Annotated in this window: 19 protein-coding genes and 1 pseudogene; 4 read left to right on the forward strand and 16 right to left on the reverse strand. The window is 41.8% G+C overall.

Features of this window, described 5'->3' with window-relative positions:
• Window positions 1-332: 332 nt before the first annotated feature.
• The 3 genes from D5F11_RS24030 to D5F11_RS24040 are packed head-to-tail and all read right to left on the reverse strand — an operon-like array spanning window position 333 to window position 3,516.
• Window positions 333-1,739, reverse strand: coding sequence for a rhodanese-like domain-containing protein (locus D5F11_RS24030; RefSeq protein WP_120118972.1), 1,407 nt, complete (start codon window positions 1,737-1,739; stop codon window positions 333-335).
• Window positions 1,740-1,744: 5 nt separating this feature from the next.
• The gene (locus D5F11_RS24035) at window positions 1,745-2,308 is read right to left on the reverse strand and encodes a hypothetical protein (protein ID WP_120118971.1); all 564 of its coding nucleotides are present in this window, start codon (window positions 2,306-2,308) and stop codon (window positions 1,745-1,747) included.
• Between the two features lie 14 nt (window positions 2,309-2,322).
• The gene (locus tag D5F11_RS24040; RefSeq protein WP_120118970.1) at window positions 2,323-3,516 is read right to left on the reverse strand and encodes an FAD/NAD(P)-binding oxidoreductase; all 1,194 of its coding nucleotides are present in this window, start codon (window positions 3,514-3,516) and stop codon (window positions 2,323-2,325) included.
• Window positions 3,517-4,521: 1,005 nt separating this feature from the next.
• Here D5F11_RS24040 and D5F11_RS24045 point away from each other — a divergent pair.
• The 4 genes from D5F11_RS24045 (at window position 4,522) to D5F11_RS24055 (ending at window position 8,008) form a co-directional block, all read left to right on the forward strand.
• On the forward strand, window positions 4,522-5,868 hold the full coding sequence (locus tag D5F11_RS24045) for a cytochrome ubiquinol oxidase subunit I (protein ID WP_120118969.1): 1,347 nt from the start codon (window positions 4,522-4,524) through the stop codon (window positions 5,866-5,868).
• Complete coding sequence (locus tag D5F11_RS24050; protein ID WP_120118968.1) at window positions 5,865-6,887, forward strand: cytochrome d ubiquinol oxidase subunit II; 1,023 nt, start codon at window positions 5,865-5,867, stop codon at window positions 6,885-6,887. Before D5F11_RS24045 ends, D5F11_RS24050 begins: the two co-directional genes overlap by 4 nt.
• A 15-nt stretch (window positions 6,888-6,902) precedes the next feature.
• On the forward strand, window positions 6,903-7,007 hold the full coding sequence (cydS, locus tag D5F11_RS28280) for a cytochrome bd oxidase small subunit CydS family protein (RefSeq protein ID WP_373316090.1): 105 nt from the start codon (window positions 6,903-6,905) through the stop codon (window positions 7,005-7,007).
• A gap of 365 nt (window positions 7,008-7,372) precedes the next feature.
• Window positions 7,373-8,008, forward strand: a complete 636-nt coding sequence (locus D5F11_RS24055; RefSeq protein WP_120118967.1) for a protein kinase family protein — start codon at window positions 7,373-7,375, stop codon at window positions 8,006-8,008.
• A gap of 499 nt (window positions 8,009-8,507) precedes the next feature.
• Here the strand turns inward: D5F11_RS24055 and D5F11_RS28285 are convergent, their stop codons facing one another.
• The 13 genes and pseudogenes from D5F11_RS28285 to D5F11_RS27220 form a co-directional block, all read right to left on the reverse strand.
• Window positions 8,508-8,648 carry a hypothetical protein gene (locus tag D5F11_RS28285; protein WP_185830895.1) on the reverse strand — a complete coding sequence of 47 codons (141 nt, stop codon included), beginning with the start codon at window positions 8,646-8,648 and terminating at the stop codon, window positions 8,508-8,510.
• Window positions 8,584-8,881, reverse strand: a pseudogene (locus D5F11_RS24060) (hypothetical protein). The gene D5F11_RS28285 and the pseudogene D5F11_RS24060 overlap by 65 nt, the downstream one beginning before the upstream one ends.
• A 72-nt stretch (window positions 8,882-8,953) precedes the next feature.
• A complete protein-coding gene (locus D5F11_RS24065) occupies window positions 8,954-9,976 on the reverse strand; it encodes a hypothetical protein (RefSeq protein ID WP_120118966.1) in 1,023 nt (340 codons plus the stop codon).
• A 116-nt stretch (window positions 9,977-10,092) separates the two neighbouring features.
• Window positions 10,093-11,037, reverse strand: a complete 945-nt coding sequence (metA, locus tag D5F11_RS24070) for a homoserine O-acetyltransferase MetA (RefSeq protein WP_120118965.1) — start codon at window positions 11,035-11,037, stop codon at window positions 10,093-10,095.
• Between the two features lie 324 nt (window positions 11,038-11,361).
• A complete protein-coding gene (locus D5F11_RS24075; RefSeq protein WP_120118964.1) occupies window positions 11,362-12,894 on the reverse strand; it encodes a solute symporter family protein in 1,533 nt (510 codons plus the stop codon).
• A gap of 2 nt (window positions 12,895-12,896) precedes the next feature.
• Window positions 12,897-13,205, reverse strand: coding sequence for a DUF485 domain-containing protein (locus D5F11_RS24080; RefSeq protein WP_120118963.1), 309 nt, complete (start codon window positions 13,203-13,205; stop codon window positions 12,897-12,899).
• Between the two features lie 147 nt (window positions 13,206-13,352).
• A complete protein-coding gene (locus tag D5F11_RS24085; RefSeq protein ID WP_120118962.1) occupies window positions 13,353-14,114 on the reverse strand; it encodes a LytR/AlgR family response regulator transcription factor in 762 nt (253 codons plus the stop codon).
• On the reverse strand, window positions 14,111-15,859 hold the full coding sequence (locus tag D5F11_RS24090; protein ID WP_306428808.1) for a LytS/YhcK type 5TM receptor domain-containing protein: 1,749 nt from the start codon (window positions 15,857-15,859) through the stop codon (window positions 14,111-14,113). The genes D5F11_RS24085 and D5F11_RS24090 overlap by 4 nt, the downstream gene beginning before the upstream one ends.
• Window positions 15,856-17,406, reverse strand: a complete 1,551-nt coding sequence (locus D5F11_RS24095; RefSeq protein ID WP_120118960.1) for a solute symporter family protein — start codon at window positions 17,404-17,406, stop codon at window positions 15,856-15,858. Before D5F11_RS24095 ends, D5F11_RS24090 begins: the two co-directional genes overlap by 4 nt.
• Complete coding sequence (locus D5F11_RS24100) at window positions 17,403-17,699, reverse strand: DUF485 domain-containing protein (RefSeq protein ID WP_120118959.1); 297 nt, start codon at window positions 17,697-17,699, stop codon at window positions 17,403-17,405. Before D5F11_RS24100 ends, D5F11_RS24095 begins: the two co-directional genes overlap by 4 nt.
• Before the next feature lie 405 nt (window positions 17,700-18,104).
• Window positions 18,105-18,347 carry a hypothetical protein gene (locus D5F11_RS24105; protein ID WP_120118958.1) on the reverse strand — a complete coding sequence of 81 codons (243 nt, stop codon included), beginning with the start codon at window positions 18,345-18,347 and terminating at the stop codon, window positions 18,105-18,107.
• 136 nt (window positions 18,348-18,483) lie between these two features.
• Window positions 18,484-20,046: an FAD-dependent oxidoreductase gene (locus D5F11_RS24110; RefSeq protein WP_120118957.1), complete on the reverse strand. Its 1,563-nt coding sequence runs from the start codon at window positions 20,044-20,046 to the stop codon at window positions 18,484-18,486.
• A gap of 294 nt (window positions 20,047-20,340) precedes the next feature.
• The coding region (locus tag D5F11_RS27220) for a hypothetical protein (protein WP_221768464.1) at window positions 20,341-20,778 on the reverse strand (438 nt) is incomplete at its 5' end.

Consider the following 20,778-nt stretch of genomic DNA (forward strand, 5'->3'; position numbering starts at 1 on the left):
GACTGTACTTCTGTACATCCCCAAGACCTCCCGGGGTAAGACAACTATCTTTCCTCTTTTACTCACTGATTTACCCAATAAAGTTACGCACATCTTTTGGACTTTGACTTGTTGTGGAGCCTCATCCCTTTATTAAGCCTTAATATCAGATTTCTGTTCGTCGAGCCAAGATTTTATTCCACGCTTCCTCCAGCCCTTAACCTCACGATAAGTACCTTACGCTTCCTTAGTGGTTGGTCGATGTGTATCCCCACAGTGGACTTTCACCACCTAGATAGTTGCCACGCCTGGTACACACAAAAAAAGCCCGGTAAAACCGGGCGCAAATACATTCAAATTGATTTAGTTGAGACTACTTTCTGTTTTTTCCATAAAGAGTATCCTCCCTTGAGGTTATATACGTCTTTTATACCGTTTGCCTGTAAAATACTTGCCGCCATTGCAGAACGAATTCCAGAAGCACAATATACAACAATCGGACATCCCTGCGGTACTTCATCCAAACGGTCCGGTAAGGTGCCTAACATAATATGTGCTGCCCCTGGAATGCAGCCAAGCCCCCACTCGTCTTGATTCCGGACATCCAAAACTGCCGAGCGCTCCATATAGTTTACATGTTCCGGCTCTATTTCTTCGTACGATTCCAAGTGAGGATGGTTCCTTATTGCAGAAACTACGTCCATATAGCCAGCTATCCGTTCAATCCCAATCGAATATAAGGCGGTCAGTAACTTATTCATTGTTCCGGCTTCCACTAACAGATACAAGGGCTTATCATAGTCTATAAGCCATCCAGCCCATTTAACAAAAGATTTATTAAATGGAATATTGATAGTTCCAGGAATATGCCCTTTTCCAAATTCATCAACATTCCTCGTATCGATCACTATACCGTTTTTCAGCCATTTGATCAGATCAGACTGATCATTTGACTTTGAAGGAGCGGCCAAATCCCCTTTAAATGTAGGGCCTGATTTATTAACTTGCTTCATGATGGAAAAATATTTTGGCGGCTCGGGCTGACCACGGAGCAAATCCCGCGAGAATGTTTCTTCATCATGATATTGTAAAGCTGGATTAAACATTTTCTCATATCCTGCTGTTGAAGAAGGAATGGCCCCCAATGACTTTCCACAGGCACTGCCTGCACCGTGCGCAGGCCAAATTTGCAAGTAATCCGGTAGCTGTTTGAATCTTTCAATGGAAGCAAACATTTCCTTAGCTCCCTGTTCGGCAGCCCCTTCATCCCCCACCGCAGTCTCTAGTAAATCTGGACGACCAACATCTCCTACGAAAATGAAGTCTCCTGTAAACACACCCATCGGCCTATCAGCACCACCTCCGGTATCTGTAAGCAAAAAGGAAATGCTCTCCGGGGTATGTCCAGGTGTATGCATAACCTCAAATTTCAGATGGCCGATGCTAAAAATATCGCCGTCTTTTAGTAACTGGTGGTTTACATTAATCAAATTGTCATACTTCCAATTTATCCCGCCCTCATCCGATAAATAAATTTTGGCTCCTGTCCTGGCCTCCAACTCCCTCGCTCCGGAGACAAAGTCAGCATGTACATGTGTTTCAGTAGCCGCGGTTACCCTCAGTCCATTAGCTTTAGCCATCACAATATATTGACCAATATTTCTCGAGGGATCAATGACAATGGCTTCTCCTGTTTTTTGACATCCAACCATATATGAGGCATGTGCAAGATATTCATCATAAAAATACCTTAATAACACTCGTCTCAATCTCCCTTTCTATTTTCCAGATTTGGCATCACGTTGATAAATGCCTGAACATAAGCCAGAAGCCTCTGCACCTGAGGCTCTTTGATCCATTTCATAATTGTAAGCAATGATATTTGACGGGTGTTTTTTTCTGCCTCACTTCTTACTTCCTCCCATATTCTCTTACCTTGTGAAAATCGTTCTTTTAATGGAATAGTATAGTCTTCAACGTTTTGCAGAAGATATTGAATGGATTTTTCATCCTTCATCACATCTTCCGCAAAAACTGCTGCCTGCTCTAATCTTTCTATTACTTGTAACAGCGATGGCAGTTTTTCAAGCAAGTGTATGCCTGATTCAAGTGTATTCCAATCAATATTCGTATGATCTAGCTTTAATTTTATTTTTTCCACCGTTCTAGGGTCTGCCATTACTGATTCCGCTGATGTTAAGAGCTGATCCAATTTATCCATTCTCTGGGCAATGCCGGGCAACTGGTCCAGCAGCCTCTCCAATGAATCCATTGTATTCGGATCGTTCAGCTTTTCTATTAAACCTTTGTTTTCCAGGGCTGTTTCCATCTATTTGAACCTCCCTACATGGTTCCTTTTAACATCCCATTCCAATAAATGATCGGGAGCATATCTTTTTTCATCACGTACATACTACGCCGCTCCTTTGCCTGATTGAATGGAAACGACTCTTTCGGCTGTTTATCATAATTAAATTCAGCTAATATTAATGTGTTATACCCTGTCACCAGAGGACAAGAACTGTAGCCGTCATATTGGGCACCTAGCGCCTCTCCTTTCATAAAAGATAAAATGTTTTTAGTGACGATGGGATATTGCCTTCGGATCGCCGCTCCTGTCTTGGATGTCGGCAAGTTGGAGCAATCACCAAGCGAAAATATATTTTCATATTTTCGATGCTGCAGCGTATAGGGATGAACATCCACCCAACCGGCTTCATCTGCAAGAATGCTGTTCCTTAAGAAAGCAGGCGCTCGCATCGGCGGGGTGACATGGAGCATGTCGTAATGAATAGAAGTCTGTTCCTTTGTTTCGATATGTTCAAAAATCGCTTCCTTTAAATCACCTTTTACTTCTATTAAATTATGTTTAAATCGTGCATCTATTTTTTTTCGCTCTAAAACCTTCTCAAGGGCCAGCCGATATTTTGTGACATCAAAAATAGTAGGATTGGCCGATCCGAAAATAATTTCTACCTTATCCCTGATGCCTGTCCTGCTGAAATAATCTTCAGCTAAATACATGATTTTCTGCGGTGCTCCCCCACACTTGATGGGGGTAGCCGGGTGTGTGAATAGGGCATTCCCACCTTTGAAATTCCTAATCACATCCCATGTATAATCTGTATATTGATACGAATAATTACTGCACACTCCACTATGACCAATTGATTCTGTCAGTCCTTTTATTCCTTCCCAATGAACCTCTATTCCAGCAGCCACAATCAAACAGTCATATTCAAGTTTATTTCCGTCAGACAATTGGATGTAATTTTCCTCGGGCTCAATAGAGGTGACTGCCGATTGGATCCAGTCAGCTCCTTCCGGAATCAGTTCTTCCATACTTCTTTCTGTCTCTTCCTTTTTGGCTTCCCCTCCTCCAACTAATGTCCAAAGTGGTTGATAGTAATGCTTTTCAGCGGGGTCGATAATTGCAATGTCCCCGGCAAATGATCTTAAATCCTTCAAAAGCCTTGCAGCCGTACTGATTCCCGCTGTTCCTCCCCCAATAATAGCGATCCGATAATGTTTATCCATGTTTGTTGCCCTCCATCAGCCTTTATATAAAAAGTATTTGAGTCCCATGAAGCAAAGCAACCCCGCCTTTACGATTATAGTAGCGCATTTGAACATTTATGCTTCTTACCGATTGATTTCTAGAATAGTTGTAAAAAGGATGTATAAAAAATCGTATGCGAAATAAATGGTCTGCATGATCACATACTATTTTTTATCGCCATATATCGTAAAACAATGTAGGTATCGGAATAATACAAAGCCTCCGGGCTAAATCCCATCAGCCCTAGATCAGACTTCAATCGTTTTACCGTGAAAAGTGTATCAATCAAGAAATTTAGCAAGAACAGCACCAACCCTTGAGAGCAAGTACTAATACCAACAAACAAATTGGGACCAGGTGTTAATGTTTGATATTAATACATAATATTTCCTATGTCTTTGTACAAAAATGGACGCTTCTCAAATCCTCAGTGATCAAACAGATATAGCAGCGCTTCTCATGTTATCAAATGCGCCTTTGCGTATTTGCGCCCAGATTTTATCGAACTCTGCTCGAGTAAATTTTCTCTGAAAATCCGTGGCATCCGCCGGAGCCTTTGACTTTATTCAGCCGGGGTTTGAACCCCCACTGAATGGAATACCAATATCCATTCATCTCACCACTTACAGAAGTGGGAGACTTCTGCTGAATGAAGTTAAACCAATTTAAAATCGCGATACTGCCTCCAACCTAAACGTTATTTCAATATATCATTAATGTTTTCGTTGTATAAAAGCGGCCTGATAACGGAAATCAACTACTTGTGCATTATTTCACAACTTTATCATAAAGACGCTAACAATTTGCCACATAATATCCGTTCAAAAAACTCAATCAAGGGTATTATAAAAACGAGGGGTGTTTAAATGATGTACAAAAAACATGAACGGATTTTGATGGGACTTGCATTTGGTGTTGCGGCCATTATGCTTTTATCTATGCTCGGACGAATTTTTGGAAGTTAATGAAAGGGTGAAAGTTTAATGTTTAATGGGGATTCTTTATTTTACAGCAGGCTATTGACCGAACTTACCCTATCTTTCCATATCATATACGCCACAATCGGGGTTGGCGTTCCGCTGATGATTATGATTGCACAGTGGGTCGGCATCAGGAAGAATGATGAGCATTATATTCTGTTAGCAAGACGTTGGGCTCGCGGCTTCGTCATTACCGTAGCGGTCGGGGTTGTGACTGGTACGGCGATCGGATTGCAGCTCTCGCTTTTGTGGCCTAATTTTATGGAATTGGCAGGTAATGTCATAGCCTTGCCTCTGTTTATGGAGACTTTCGCATTCTTTTTCGAAGCGATTTTCCTTGGAATTTATTTATACACTTGGGACCGGTTCGAGGATCAACGCAAGCATCTCATGCTACTGATACCAGTCGCAGCAGGAGCAGCCTTCTCGGCTGTTTTTATTACAATCGTCAATGCATTTATGAATTCACCACAGGGCTTTGACATTGTGAATGGGGAGCTTGTGAATATCAACCCGATCATTGCCATGTTCAACCCGGCGATGCCTACAAAGGTAGCACATGTCGTTGCTAGTGCGTTTATGACTTCCGCTTTTGTTTTGGCATCCATTGCCGGGTTCAGACTATTAAAAGGATCGGACCATATTTATCATAAAAAAGCTTTGTTTTTGACCATGAAGATCGGACTGATTTTTTCCATTGCTACAGCTGTTATCGGAGACTTTTCAGGAAAATACTTAGCGGATTATCAGCCAGAAAAGCTCGCTGCAGCTGAATGGCACTTCGAAACCTCTGGAGATGCACCGCTTGTTTTATTCGGAAAATTAGATAATGGAGAAGTAAAATACGCCTTTGAAATTCCGAAGGCACTCAGTATTTTGGCATACAGCAAACCATCTGCCGAGGTCGTCGGTCTGGATCAATTTATAGAGGAGGAGATTCCGCCTCTGTATATTCACTACCTCTTCGATATCATGGTATCGGTAGGCATGTGGATGACATTATTGTCCATTGTGTTTTTACTGGGATCCAACAGAAACTGGACCTTCGTTCACACAAAGTGGTTTCGACGCTTGATTGTCCTTGGAGGTCCCTTATCCATCTTGGCAATCGAGATGGGATGGTGGCTGGCTGAAGTTGGAAGACAGCCTTGGATTCTTTACGGCATAATGAAGACGTCGGATGCTGCAACATCAAGCGGGCAAGTTGATCTCATGCTTGTGCTGTTTGCCGGGCTGTATATCATCCTAGCGATAGGAAGTGTCGTTGTATTGAGCAGAATGTTCCGTAGTAACCCTGTTGAACGTGAACTCGAAGATCGTCAGGCGGAAAAAGGCGGTGTCGTTCGATGAATCTAGAAATATTAGGTATCATGGTGTTATGGACATTTTTATTCGGCTACGTTATTGTTGCTTCCGTTGACTTTGGCGCAGGATTTTTTAACGCATACAGCTTGTATGCTGGAAAACAGCATATTTTGACAAACATCATCCAGCGATATCTGTCCCCTGTTTGGGAAGTGACCAACGTATTTCTTGTATTCTTTTTCGTAGGTATCGTCGGGTTTTTTCCAAAAACGGCCTTTTATTATGGGACCATTCTCCTTATCCCTGCGAGTATTGCCATTTTACTTTTAGCCATCAGAGGTTCCTACTATGCTTTTGAAACATATGGAGCAAAGGGACATAAGGGATATTCCTTCATGTATGGTCTGTCAGGGTTATTCCTTCCAGCCTCTTTATCAATTGTGCTAACAATCTCGGAGGGCGGGTTTGTTTCGATGGTAGACGAAAAACCGGTACTGGATTATTGGGCGTTGTTTACCAGCCCCCTTACATGGAGCATTGTAGTATTAAGTATTGCCGCCGTATTATATATATCCGCTGTTTTCCTGACGTGGTACGCTCATAAGGCAAATGATAAGGATGCAACTGAACTAATGAGGAGATATGCGCTCATCTGGTCTCTACCACTGATCATCACGGCTTCCGGGATCATAGTCGAGCTCCGTGACCATAACCCGGAACACTTTGCGAATTTACTGGATCTCTGGTGGGTGTTTGCTTTATCCTTCCTACTGTTTATCGGGACTGTTTGGCTTATCTGGAAAAGAAAACATTACGGAAGAGCTTTCGGCTTGCTGACGGGTCAGTTTGCCCTTGCGTTTTTTGCATACGGCTTCTCGCACTACCCATATTTGCTTTACCCGCATTTGACGATTTATGACAGCTTTACAAACGAAGCCATGGCTATATCGCTAATCGTCGCCTTTATTGCAGGTCTGGGATTGTTAATCCCTTCACTTTATTTACTCTTGCGGTTATTTCTTTTCAATAAGGATTATGTCACAGGAAAATCAGATCCATATTAATAAAGGAGATTTCATATGCATAATTTCTTCATTTTTTACGCCCCTTTTATTGTACTCGGAGTTTCCATCGCAGTAGCGTTTTGGGCAGCTCCAAAAGACCGTGCGATTACTAAGAAATAATCACAAAAATCCGGATTCCATGATGGAGATTGATGGAATTCCGGATTTTTTCAACCCTTAATCAAATCCGTTCACTTACAGACTCATATTAGGAATCTTGATCCTTTTAGCAAATTAACAGTAAGATTTGACTCCAATGTACATAGAACTTTATAATATACTTATTATAATAATCATATCTTCCACATAAGGGGAGTAGCTATACAGCAAAGTCGTCAATACAGGACTCATTCCTCGGCTTTGTTGGCAGCACAATTGTGTTGTTTGCGAGACCTTGCCAATTTTTGGCAGGGTCTTTTTCCTTTTTAAAAAGACATCCAACCAAGAATTGGTACGGATGTCTTTATTATTGAAAGGAGATCATAATGAATTTTTATAAAAAATTAGCAGAAAGTGTACAAATACAATATATTGATGGAAAACCTGTGGTTGTTGGACAAGCAGATTCCTTAAAACTAATAGGTGTTGGACGGAGTGCCTTTGTATTTATGATAAAAAATACGACTAAAGCGATGAAAGTATTCTTCCCTGGCTTGCACAATATTGCGATGGAAGAAGCGTGCGTTTATCAAATGATTAAACACATTGACTTTTTCCCTAATATTTATGAATCCGGTTCAAACTATATTGTTATTGATTATATAGAAGGTCATACGCTTTTTGAGTGCTTAACACTCGGCATTCCGATTTCTGAAAAAGATATAAAAGAAATCGATTTTGCCTTATATTTAGCTAGAAAAAAAGGACTAAACCCGTCAGATGTTCATTTGCGAAACATCATAATCACACCTAAAGGTTCAATAAAAATAATTGATGTTGCCCGCTTTCGGCAATCAAAAAAATGCCATCAATGGGAAGACATCAAAAGTGCTTTTTACCATTTTTATCTTAAGCCCCATTTTCCAAAAAGATTTCCTGCTATCCTGTTAAATGGAATTGCCTATCTATATAAGAAGATTTATCAAAAACGGCTATATGTTTTGAATCATCCTTTTATTTAAGTAAAGCACAAATGACTTGATCAGCGCGGGCAAACAAGACGATTCCCGAGGAGGGAGTTCTTCAGCCACCACAGGGAAGCAGCTTGACCCTTTCGGGGCGCCTCAAGCTGCCACATCCTGTCGCTTCGCTTGCACTAGTACTTCCTGTGCGTCGGCAGGCTCAGTACGCGACGTCCTGTCGCTTCGCTTGCACTAGTACTTCCTGTACGTCGGCAGGCTCAGTACGCGACGTCCTGTCGCTTCGCTTGCACTAGTACTTCCTGTACGTCGTAGCTGGAAAAAGATAAGCTTCGTTTGAATAAGATTTTNAAAAGATAAGCTTCGTTTGAATAAGATTTTCCATAACAAGTTATACTTTCTTTACTCACGATGAAAAAACAAACAAGCGACATTACTTCGCTTGTTTGTTCTTAAGCCACTAAAACGTTGTATAGATATTATCGCATTCCACGCCGGTCGGTTCATAAAAACAGTGGAAATCAAATGCGCTTTGGCGTATTTACGCCCAGATTTTATCGAGCTCCGCTCGATAAATTTCCGCTAAAAATCTGTAGTATCCGCCGGAGGCTTTAACTTTATTCAGCCGGGGTTTGAACCCCCGCTGAATGAAGTTTAAATCTGCCGACCAACGGCTGATCATACCATGTAGCAGGACAATCTCCTGGCGGCCTGAAATACCAAAGGCTGTATTTGGCAGGTATATCATTTGCGGGATGGTACAGAGACCGACAAAATCGGAGCAGTTTGCCCTGATTCGATTGACCCCTACGTTGCCAACCATTAGCATTCCCTGATGCCCTTCTCCTTCCGCTTCTGCTCGCAGCAGCCTTGCCAACAGTCGATATCGGATGTCCTTGCTTTTACGACAGCCATACAGCGCCACCTCTATGTATCTACACCTTTATTTTATTACTGGAAATGGGAAATGTTCACTGAAGCGCGGACTTAAAGCAGCTCCTCAAATCGTATCCTTGACTTTGCAGCGATTTCCTCTGGAGATTTATAAGTAAGTGGTTCCTGGTGTAATGCCTGAAAGAAATTGATATCGCTTGTTTCAAGAGCTCCTATTGTTAGTCTCGGAATAAGCCGGACATGGACAGGTTCCCTTTGTTCCGGATCAATCGAAAGAATCAAATTGAAACTAGAGAAGCTCTGATCGGTTAGGATGGAGAATATTGTTTGGAGACCCTTCGAAAAGTGATCCCAATCCGCCTCTCGAATATCCTCGACGGAATAAGCTTTGTTAAAAATTCCTATATAATCATTGTGACTTTTTGGCGCAAAAGCATGTAGCCACGTTATCGTCCCATTATCAGCAATCCACCTTTCTCCTATCAATCTTTCGGTTTCAGAAAGGGAAGTAAAATATTTTGTACCAGTCTCCATCTCAAACTGCCTTGCTTTTTCATAGGTATTTGTCTGATAATTTGTCCCGGTGTCCGAAATGATGATATGAAGATGGGGATGCATGATGCTACCACCAGAAAGCGGCAGGTAATTCCAATTGATTGAGGCAAATTTGGCATGTGAATCTGTTATTGCTGCCCTATGTATGTACATCTGCGCTGCCTGAAAAGCATTTTTTATCAATTCAGGCGTAAACTCGTTTAAGCGGATAAAATGATCCCCAGAGAAAACTGTCACTCCATTATGCTTGCTGTAAGGAAAAAGATTAGGAAACACAATGGCTTCACCTTTTGTAATCCGGCCCTCTTCAGCAATCTCTTTCGGAAAAACAGGTGTCATGCTAAAAATGTTCTCTGGACAAAATGGACAATTAGCCCCTTTTGTCTTTTCGGCTGCTTCAGAATAGTCTATTGGAGTAATCGCTAATCCCGCATCATACACAAGCCGGGATGTTTCCCCTGTCAGTGGGTCAAAGCGAACCTCGGTTTCTCGCTCAATTTTTTCCCCTTTCGAATCATAAAAAGTAAATAACTCTGTCTTTTTCCTTAACTTGATCGCCAATGTTTCTACCCCTCCTCTTTATTTATTAATATATCATTTCCTTTAAAAAAAGTCTGTATATTCCATCTTCTTACCAAAGAAAAAATCGCACAAAGAAAATCCTCGTGCGATCATTTCTAATGCTTGTTTTGAACTGGGACATTCACTTTCACCTTACGGTCCTGCTCATAAGGAGTTTCCTGATAGACGTAATAATTTAACCAGTTGGAAAACAAAAGATGACTGTGAGACCTCCATGTGTTTAGCGGTTGCTCGTTCACGTCATTATTTGGGAAGTAATTTTCCGGTATTTGAATATCCAACCCTTTTTTCAGATCCCGTTCATATTCTATAGCCAGCGTATCTGTATCATATTCCAAGTGGCCTGTGACCATAATATGTTTCTCGTCTTCAGATATAATCATAAACGGCCCAGCTTCCCCTTTAGATAGAAGTTTCAGGCCAGGGTGATTCATGATTTTTTCCTGGCTGATGCTTGTATACCGCGAATGAGGGGCAAAATATACTTCATCAAAGCCTCGGACAAGTTTAATGGTCTGGTCAGTAATCGTGTGCTTATAAATACCAGAGCATTTGGATGAAAGTTCAAACTTGCCAATCCCGTAATGATGGTATAATGCAGCCTGGGCTCCCCAGCAAATGTGCATAGTTGAAGTGACATGATCTTTGGACCAATCCATGATGTCCTTCAGTTCTTCCCAGTAATTGACCTTTTCAAAAGGGAGGTGTTCAATTGGCGCGCCTGTGATGATCATACCATCAAAATAATAGTTTTTGACCGATGAAAATGTTTTGTAAAATTGCTCCAAGTGCGATTTGCTTACATTTTTGGATTGGTGTGTTTCCATACGTAAAAAAGTTATATTCACCTGTAAGGGCGTATTTCCAAGGAGTCTCAGTAGTTGTACTTCTGTCTTTTCTTTTTCAGGCATCAAATTTAAAATTAATATATTTAATGGACGGATATCTTGCGTACTTGCTCTTTCCTCATCCATTACAAATATTTTTTCTTTATCAAGAACTTCCCGCGCTGGCATTTGTTTAGGAATATTAATTGGCAATGAAATCCCTCCTGCTTGAAAAATCTAGTAAAATCTATTATAAGCGGGAAGTAACATTTCAGCAATGGATAATATTCATTTTTGGATTTTTTCACAAAAAATCAGTTTTGTGAAAAAAAGCATGCCATAGAAAACCTTATCAAGCTAATAAGCTTCTTCCCCTGATTTGATTGCCATGATCGCAAACTTAAAAGACAATTTTAAAATTTTTCCCTCCCGAGGTTGGGCTTCATATGTTTTTCGATCACAGATCCCTCAGCAATATCAAAAAAAGGAACTGTCCAAGAAAATCAGTTTTGACTGACTTTCTGGACAGCTCTATATTTAATGCTCAGCGCCCAGCCCAGTGTTGGACTTGACATCCATTTCGTTATATTTGGCAGTATTGTCCTCCGGTTTTGTAATGAGAGAAACAACGATTGATGTAAGAAAGCCCAATGGAATACTGATGATACCTGGGTTAGCAAGCGGGAAGATCGCATTCTCCCCCATGACACTTGGTCCAATGATGACCAGGGTAACCGCACTCAGCATTCCGGCAAGCATCCCGGCAATTGCTCCGGCTGTATTAAAACGCTTCCAATAGAGTGAGAAAATAATAACTGGGAGATTCGCACTAGCTCCCACAGCAAAGGCCAACACAACCAAGTAAGCAACATTCATACCCTTAGCCAAAATACCAAGGATAATTGACAATGCACCAATCACTAAGGCTGTATTCCTCGCAACCATGAACTGCTTCTTGCTGTCCACTTTTCCTCGCTTGATGACATTCGTGTAAATATCATGTGCAAAAGCTCCTGACCCTGTGATTACAAGCCCTGCAACAACAGCAACAATGGTTGCAAAAGAGACCGCTGATATAATGGACATAAAAATCTCTCCACCGATTGTTCCTGCTCCACCTCCAATATATTGGGCCAATAACGGCGCAGCCATATTTCCACCTTTATCCGCCGCCCGAATATCATCGGAGCCGACTAGAACTGACGCAGCGAAGCCGACTAGAGCAATCATGATATAAAATAGACCAATTAAGACCATTGCCCAAATAACCGATTTTCTTGCTTCCTGCGCTGACGGAACCGTATAGAAGCGAATCAAAATATGAGGCAGTCCGGCAGTTCCCAAAATCAATGCCATCCCTAGGGATAACAGGTCAATTGGATTTTTATACAATACTCCCGGGGACAGAAACTCATTGCCGTTTTTGGCAACTACTTCTCCAAATAAACCAGAGATACTGAACTTAAAGATAAATGCGACCAGTAAAACAAGGATGAGAGTGGCAAACATTAGCAGCACGGCTTTGATAATCTGAACCCAGCTCGTTGCCAGCATTCCCCCAATCATGACATAGATGATCATTAATGCTCCGATGATGATAACAGCAAGCTCATACGGAATACCGACAAGCAAATTGATGATGGCCCCTGCACCCACCATTTGCGCTACCATATAAAATGTTGTGACAACTAAAGTAACAGTGGCTGTCATCATTCGAATTGGTCTTTCCTTCAATCGAGAAGCCAACACATCCGCTACTGTAAATTTACCAGAGTTTCTCAGCGGCTCTGCAACAATATAAAGAACGATAACATAGCCGACCATCCAGCCGACGGCATACATAAATCCATCATAACCGTTTAATGCCACCAACCCAGCAATCCCTAAGAAAGAGGCAGCACTCAAATAGTCGCCAGATATCGCCAATCCGTTTTGCCAACCCGTCAAGGAGCGGCCCGCAGTGTAAAAATCTGCTGTACTTTTATTTCTTTTGGCAGCCCATAGTGTGATATAGATGGTTGCTCCAACTATGGCTACAAATAAAAATATTCCAAATAGATGAGCCCCCATATCTATGCCCCCTTCCTCTGCCCGTATTTATCTATTGTAGCCTTTGCCTTTTGGTCGAATCCTTTCGCTTTAGCAAGGTATACAAATGCAAGAGCCCAGGCAACAAAGTAGAGGGATACACCGTATAGGTATCCGAAGGTTATATTCCCTGTAACAAATTTTCCCATAAGTGGTTTTGCGTAAGCGGCCATCAGCGGAAACGACAGATAAAGGCAGAAAAACAAAATGACCACTGGCCAAATAAAAAGTAGTTTGCTTCTTTTTAGTTCTAAAAACTCTTCTGAATTAGCAATTTGCTCATAGTTTTCCATTTTTGCACCTCCCGGTTTGGAATAAAATCAGTTGCAAAAAACCGATTTTATTTACTATAAAACAGAGATGTGACAAAAAGTGAATAAATACGCGAATTGTCTGATATTTTACTTGAATTGTAACATTTTATATGTAAACGGTTTCAATCACTGTTCTAATAGCTTAAACAGCTTTTTCTGTGCACTGCGGCTAACCGGTATCTGTGTTTTCTTTGCGCCTTTAAGAATAAGATTATAAGCTCCATTAAACCAGGGGGTTATTTCTTGAATATAATCCAAGTTAACCAAATAACTCCGATGTGTCCGAAAAAATGGAAAACCCTTCAGCTTTTCTTCCAATTCCTGCAATGTCATTTTTCCTTGCACAAATTCGTTCTCGGTGTGTATCTCTACAAACCTGTTTACACGGGTAGCATAATATATAGACCCAGGTGATAATACCACAACTTTTTCTCCATCATCAATAAGCAGTTTAGATGTTGCAGGTATAGAAGCAGAAGACTCCTTCTCATTCTTTAATGAGTCAGTCTGAAGAGCATTAGACATTCGTCTTCTAATCCTGGCCAAAGCCTCTTTTAAACGCGACTCATCATATGGTTTTAACAAATAGTCCACCGCCTCCACTTCAAATGCCTCAAGAGCATAATCGTCATATGCAGTGATGAAGACAAAAAGCGGAGGAGCTGCCTTCTCTTTGGACAGCTTTTTAGCTACATCCACACCGGAAAGCATGGGCATATGTATATCCATAAAAATGACATCCGGGACATATTTCTCATACAGATCGAGCAACTGCTCTCCTGATTCGGCGCTGGGACAAAGCAGCAGATCTTTTTCCTGCTGCAGCATATACATAAGCTCTTCCCTGACAAGACGCTCATCCTCAGCAACCATTACTCGAATTGTCATGTAGCTTTCCTCCCTAAATGATTATTTGGAATTTCAAAGTAAATCTCACTGCCTCCCGAAGGCAGATTACGAATACGAAGCCGGGATTGTTCGCCTAACATTCCTATTAAACGCTGATTTACATTATATAACCCTGTTCCTCCTCCTCGCTTGCTATTAACAGGAGAGTGCCCTGCCAAAGCGAGGCTTTTTTCAGAAAAACCGCTTCCATTATCACGGACGGCAACTTGCACCTTCCCCTCTGTTTGTCTTATCTCAATTTCAATTTTTCCACCTTCCATCACGTGTTCCAACCCATGGTTTACACTGTTTTCTACTAATGGCTGAAGAGTCGAAGGCGGAATCAGAGCTTCCTTGCATTCATGAAGCGGAGAAAAGCAAATGGTGATACGTCCGAAGAAACGCGCCTGAATAATTTCGATATATGACTGCAAATGTTCACACTCTTTTTCTAGTTCTACCAGAGAAGTCGAAGCCAAACGAAGATTAAATCTCATAAAACTTCCTAATTGTACCGTAATGTGCCTTGCTTTTTCTGGATCACTCCGAAATAAGGTCGCTATAAGATGAAGCGTGTTAAAAAGAAAGTGGGGATTAATCTGCGCTTCTAGATTCCTCAGTTCCGCATCACGGATCAGTGTCTGTAGTTTCTCCGATTGGACAACGGCGAGCTGATTGGTCAAAAGCTTTCCCAAACCTTGGGCTAAAACGATTTCAACCGAGCGGATATGCTGTGATTTGCGAAAATAGAGTTTGATGAGCTTACTCGTTTTATTTGATTCCAAAACCGGAACAATAATTGCTGCCTGCAATGGGCATTTTTCATGTTGACAACATATTTCGTCCTGGGAGTAGGCCACTTTCAAAATGCCGGTTTGAATAACCTCATATGAAAGTCTTGTCTGCAAAGGGTCACCGGGCTTATGATGATCTGCGCCAAGCCCCACATAAGCCAATACCTGCTCTCGGTTTGAAACAGATACAGCAGCGACCTTCAAACGTTTAAACAACAGTTCCGCTATACCCTGTGCCATTTCAAATGGTGATTCCTTTTTCAAGTGGGGCAAAGCATCCTCAGCTATCATCAAGGCCCTCCTTGACTCTAAGGCGGCTTCCCGTTCCTGCTCATTAATGGCTGCAGCTATCATAGCCGTAAATATGGCGATAGCCACGCTGTTTGAAAAGACAAGGGGCAAGCTGATTTGATCGACTGCCGCTTTTATAAAATCATCATGGGGGTTAAAGATCAGCAAGATTCCCATTTGTAGAATAGGAGGAAATATACCAATAAATAGCGCTTTTAATGGGGAAATCACCCTGTCATTTGAAAAAAAGCGCGCCGTCATGCCAACTAGTAATCCTGTCAGGATATTTACAATGCAACCTGCCGTATTTCCTAAACCTCCAAGATAAAGAAGGTGGATGCCTGCAATAAAGCCTGCCCCCATGCCAACTATCGGCCCGCCCAACAAGCCCGCTATGACAATTGCCACTAAGCTAGAGCTGACTACCAATTGATTTCCTTGGACCGGAAAAAATATAAATTGGGATACAATTTTCCCGTTCTCTATGACAATGCCTGAAATTGTTCCTGCAATTCCAAACAGACCATAAATGACGGCATGCAAAATGACGGTCCTCGTATCCATTTCTCGATCCAGCAGGCTCCTGAAGCTCGAAATTCTTGTCATTAAAAAGGCCATAATCAATAAAAGTCCAAGCCGCTGCACTAAAATATACGTCATGAACTCCACCAACCGCGCCCCCTTGTATCAATTCCCGTTTGGGCCTTAACAAGTGTACGAAGGAATGCTTTTTCATCAGCAGGCCTGCGGGAGAACAATGTCCCAAGTATTGCTCCAATAAATCCAATTGGGATGGCTATAATACCAGGGTTGTAGAGTGGAATCAGAGCATCCCGGCTAATCCAGCCATTATCAATATTCATAATATGGGGACCGAACAGAACAAGTATGACAGAAGATAAAAATCCGCTGAGCATTCCTGTCATGACGCCCCTTTCATTAAAACGTTTCCAATACAATGTTAAAAGAATTACTGGAAGATTTGTCGAAGCAGCAATAACAAATGTTAAGGAGACTAGAAATGTGACATTGATATTTTCCAACCCCAATGAGAATACAGTTGCAATTAACCCAATCCCAACAGCCATCCATTTCGCAATACGAAGCTGCTCATTGTCAGTTGCTTTTCCCTTTTTGTAAATATGATGGTATACATCATGCGAAAGTGAAATGGTCGCGGATATGACCAATCCTGTAACCACAGCAACGATTGTTGTAAAGGCAAGCGCTGAAATGAAGGCAAGCAGGAAATCCCCGCCCAATTCCTTAGCCAATAGCGGTGCTGCTAGATTTCCGGTTGGGTCTTCAACAGCTAACTGCTCCATTCCCACAATAGCAATCGTCCCCAGGCCCAATACAAGAGTCATAACATAAAACACTCCGATGATCCAAGTGGCTGTAATGACAGAACGCCGCACTTCCAACGTATTTTTTACAGTGTAAAATCTAATTAATATATGGGGCAAGCCTGCTGTACCCAATAGCAAGGCCAATTTCAACGAGAACATTTCCAAGAAATCATTGAACAGATTTCCTGGGTAAAAAAATTGGTTTCCTAGGGGAGTGCCCTGTTTTACATAATCAACAAACTCAATAACCTTCCAATCAAAATGCGCAAGTACCATAAGTGATACTAGGAAAGTACCTGACATGAGCAATACGGTTTTCACGATTTGTACCCATGATGTTGCAACCATTCCTCCGAGTACAACGTATACAGTCATTAAACTTCCTATGACCAAAACTGAAATGGAATAGTCGATCCCCAAGAGGAGCCTGATTAATAGTCCAGAAGCAACTAATTGGGGAATCATATAGAAAATGGAAATAAAGAAAGTGCCACATGCCATCATTAGTCTGATTGTATGGCTTGGAAAGCGTGCACAGATGACATCCGCCAAGGAGTATTTTCCTAGATTCTTAACGGGCTCGGCTATCAAAAACAAAACAATCAAATAAGAAACCAAAAAGCCGATAGAATATAAAAAACCGTCATATCCGTGAAGGGAGATAGCCCCTGTTATTCCTAGGAAAGATGCGGCACTGATATAATCACCAGCTATCGCCAATCCATTTTGAAATCCGGTCAGAAGCCCAGAAGCAGCATAAAATTGTGAAGTCGTCCGATCTCGCTTCGCAGCCCAATGTGTAATGATCAGAGTACAGACAATGATGCAAAGAAAAAAGAAAAAATATGTATAGTTCATAAGTCTTTCCCCTGTTTCAAATCTTCAATTAATTCATCGTGTTTTTTCGCCTTGCACCAGTAAACCCATCCCAGTATCCATGTCACGACCAACTGGAAAAATGCAAAGAGCCACCACCACGGTATGAATGAGGAATCTCTTCCTTTATATATCCATTCTGGAAAAAACCATATAAAAAAAGGCAGGGAAAAATAAAAAAGGATAAAGAAAATCGCCATTGGTACAATGAGTCTTTTTTTATGGTTCAAGAGCTGTTGAAAAAGTACAGTCTCCTTCATTTCTAAAGCATCCACCCTCCCGAACTCTTTTCTATATTTATCTCATTCTACCAAAGTTTCATATAATAATGAATTGCAAAATTTTTCGAAGGTTAGAAGAAAAGCACAAGGCGAATTGCAAGGAGGCAGTTCCTCATTTATCACAGCCATTTGACTTGTGACCTTCCGCTGATGGTGCCTGATCGCCTTAAAGAGCTATGTTCTGTAGGCGTCGGCAGGCTCAGAGCGCGACATCCTGTCGCTTCGCTTGCACTAGTACTTCCTGTACGTCGGCAGGCTCAGAGCGCGACGTCCTGTCGCTTCGCTTACACTAGTACTTCCTGTACGTCGGAGCCTGACGCAACAGGGATTTTATCATTTCTTATATAAGAACAAAGCCCCCTGCATCTTGATAGGGAGCTTCAGTGGTTCTAGTTTAGATTAATGGGATGTTTGTTTTGTTTTCTTTCTTTCATTATTAATCAAATCGGTTGGAGCAAGTTCTTTTGATATTTCCATCAATGGATTATTAGCTGCACCTCCGGCATTCTGAAGCATGTCCTTGGCATTATTCAGCACTTTTTTTACAGGCTCCATATATTTTCCATTCCGATATTTGCTCAAGCCGTAGGCCGCAGCACTGATTCCGGCAGCTGCAAGCATTGTTGACCAAAATTTCCTCATTATACAGCCTCCTGTCCATCCCATTTAATATTTGTTCAAAGACCTTCTTTGAACTGTTCTTATTGTGAGTCCCGATTTTACTTCTTATTCAGGAAAATGAACAAAAGCTGACTAACGCCAAGAAGAAAATTCCAACTTAAGTTGAGGTGGAATAATCAATCTTTTCATGGTCAATCCTTTTCAATGGTTCATCTGCCGGACCTTCAATCACTTCACCCTCATAAGAGAATCTTGAACCATGACAAGGGCAATCCCATGTCTTATCGCCGCTGTTCCAATTGACTTCGCATCCCATATGGGTGCAGGTCGTATCTACAACAAACAGTTTCCCGTTGTTGTCCTTATAGGCCCCTGCCCTTTTCCCTTTGATTGTAATAACTGCACCTTCATCATGCTGGATATCTTTTATTTCCTTATCTGGGCGATCGAATTTTCCTCCTATCAAGTGAGCAGCTACATTCATGTTTTCTTTCACAAATGTTTTAATGCTAGGATCCAACGGAAATCTTGAAGGAGCATAAAGCTTTTCATACGGGTTGTCTCTGCCCAAAATCAAGTCACTGATCAACATTCCAGATAATGTGCCGTGTGCCATGCCCCATTTTCTAAATCCGGTTGCAACAAAGACATTATCGTGACTTTCCGAAATGCGCCCAATATAAGGCACCTTATCAGGTGTCACCAAATCCTGCGCTGACCATCTGTATAAAACTTGTTGTGCACCAAAAGTTTTCACAGCCTCTTTTTCCAGCGCCTCATAATGTTCTATTTCGGGAACACCCTGACCCGTTTTATGGCTGTCTCCAATGACGAGTAGCATGTCTTCCCCGTTAATTTTTACACTCCTAAATGACCGGGTAGGCTTGCTCGACGAAATATACATGCCGTCCGGAAAGCTTTTCTCAGGTTTAACAGCGACTACATAGGAACGCTTTGGGTACAGACGTGCAAAGTATCCCTTACCGTCATGGAACGGAAAATGAGATGCCGAAACAACATACTTCGCCTTTACTTTTATGCCATTTCTCGTATGAATGATTGCCGGTTCCCCATGCTCCATATTGATAGCCGTAGTTTCTTCAAAAATCTGAACACCCTGTTCGGTTATTTCCTTTACCAGATGTGCCAAATATTTCAGCGGGTGAAACTGTGCCTGGTTTTTCATCTCCACTGCGCCAATTGTTGAAATTGGCAACGCTATATGATCAATGAATCCTCCATCAATTCCGATTTCTCTATAGGCTTTCGCTTCATTTTCAAGACTCTGTCTGTCACTTTCAGAGGTGGAGTATATAAACGCGCTCTCCTTTTGATAATCACATTCGATACCATGATTTTGGATATGACTCTCTATAAAATGGGCCGCTTCCTTATTTGCAGAATAATAAAGCTTGGCACTATCCACCCCGAAATGGCTGATCAATTCATTGTATATAAGGCCGTGCTGTGCTGTTACCTTTGCTGTCGTGTGTCCAGTTGTACCATTTAATAACCGTGTTGACTCCAAGAGCGTTACCTTCAAGCCTTCCTTTGCTAGCAAAAATGCGGTTGTAATGCCGGAAATTCCTCCCCCAACAATGGCGACCTCTGTTTCGATGTCATTTTCAAGCGCTGGAAAAACTGGAAGCTCTGCTGAATCGATCCAATATGATTTTGGATCGTTAGGCAAGGAATTCTTGTTGGTATGTTCACTGGTCATGAATGTATCCTCCTTATTAACCTTTCATACCTTTCAGTTTTCCCAATTTGGCGGAAAAATGTGCAGAAATCATAATAATACATCAGGTAGCTTAAGGTGCAAGCTCCTGTTCATCGACATCCAGACTGAGTTCAAATGTGAAAAACGCCTTACTTTATAGACAATTCTCGAGAGGTGTTCCTCAGCCACCATAAGGAAGTGAGGGGGAGCTTTAACGGAGTACCTTCAACAAGATCAAGGGAAGAGGCTATGTGGACCACCTAAAGTCTCGATTCCCTATGCTTTGGCAAACTCTTACGCAGCGTACCGAATACTATCAAAGCTAGACGTAGCATCATCAAAGTCCATCAAAAAATCAAATGCGCCTTGGCGTATTTGCGCCCAGATTTTATCGAGCTCCGCTCGATAAATTCCTCTGAAAAATCTGTGGCCACCGGAGGCTTTAACTTTATTCAGCCGAGGTTTGAGCCCCCACTGAATAGAATACCAATATCCATTCATCTCACCACATACAGAAGTGGGAGACTTCTGCTGAATGAAGGAACAAAAGCGCAAGCGCCTGTTCATCGACGTACTGACTGGAGTGACTCCAACGAGATAAAGGAAACACGGCGACGAAGGCAGGCTCAAAACGCGATATCCTGTCGCTTCGCTTGCACTAGGACGTCCTGTCCGTCGGAGCCGATGTTGACTTATCGTAGGAGGAGGCGCGAAGTCTGCTAGTCGATAGGC

It is taken from the genome of Siminovitchia terrae (assembly GCF_003605405.2).
Lineage (GTDB): Bacteria > Bacillota > Bacilli > Bacillales > Bacillaceae_C > Siminovitchia > Siminovitchia terrae.

What these genes read in the sequence shown, in the direction of transcription:
- D5F11_RS24075 (WP_120118964.1), bottom strand. Translation starts at nt 12,894, where the DNA reads ATGGGGGCTCATCTATTTGGAATATTTTTATTTGTAGCCATAGTTGGA.
- D5F11_RS24095 (WP_120118960.1), bottom strand. Translation starts at nt 17,406, where the DNA reads ATGAACTATACATATTTTTTCTTTTTTCTTTGCATCATTGTCTGTACT.
- D5F11_RS24080 (WP_120118963.1), bottom strand. Translation starts at nt 13,205, where the DNA reads ATGGAAAACTATGAGCAAATTGCTAATTCAGAAGAGTTTTTAGAACTA.
- D5F11_RS24045 (WP_120118969.1), top strand. Translation starts at nt 4,522, where the DNA reads ATGTTTAATGGGGATTCTTTATTTTACAGCAGGCTATTGACCGAACTT.
- cydS (WP_373316090.1), top strand. Translation starts at nt 6,903, where the DNA reads ATGCATAATTTCTTCATTTTTTACGCCCCTTTTATTGTACTCGGAGTT.
- D5F11_RS24110 (WP_120118957.1), bottom strand. Translation starts at nt 20,046, where the DNA reads ATGACCAGTGAACATACCAACAAGAATTCCTTGCCTAACGATCCAAAA.
- D5F11_RS24055 (WP_120118967.1), top strand. Translation starts at nt 7,373, where the DNA reads ATGAATTTTTATAAAAAATTAGCAGAAAGTGTACAAATACAATATATT.
- D5F11_RS28285 (WP_185830895.1), bottom strand. Translation starts at nt 8,648, where the DNA reads ATGATCAGCCGTTGGTCGGCAGATTTAAACTTCATTCAGCGGGGGTTC.
- D5F11_RS24040 (WP_120118970.1), bottom strand. Translation starts at nt 3,516, where the DNA reads ATGGATAAACATTATCGGATCGCTATTATTGGGGGAGGAACAGCGGGA.
- D5F11_RS24035 (WP_120118971.1), bottom strand. Translation starts at nt 2,308, where the DNA reads ATGGAAACAGCCCTGGAAAACAAAGGTTTAATAGAAAAGCTGAACGAT.
- D5F11_RS24090 (WP_306428808.1), bottom strand. Translation starts at nt 15,859, where the DNA reads ATGACGTATATTTTAGTGCAGCGGCTTGGACTTTTATTGATTATGGCC.
- D5F11_RS24050 (WP_120118968.1), top strand. Translation starts at nt 5,865, where the DNA reads ATGAATCTAGAAATATTAGGTATCATGGTGTTATGGACATTTTTATTC.
- D5F11_RS24105 (WP_120118958.1), bottom strand. Translation starts at nt 18,347, where the DNA reads ATGAGGAAATTTTGGTCAACAATGCTTGCAGCTGCCGGAATCAGTGCT.
- D5F11_RS24085 (WP_120118962.1), bottom strand. Translation starts at nt 14,114, where the DNA reads ATGACAATTCGAGTAATGGTTGCTGAGGATGAGCGTCTTGTCAGGGAA.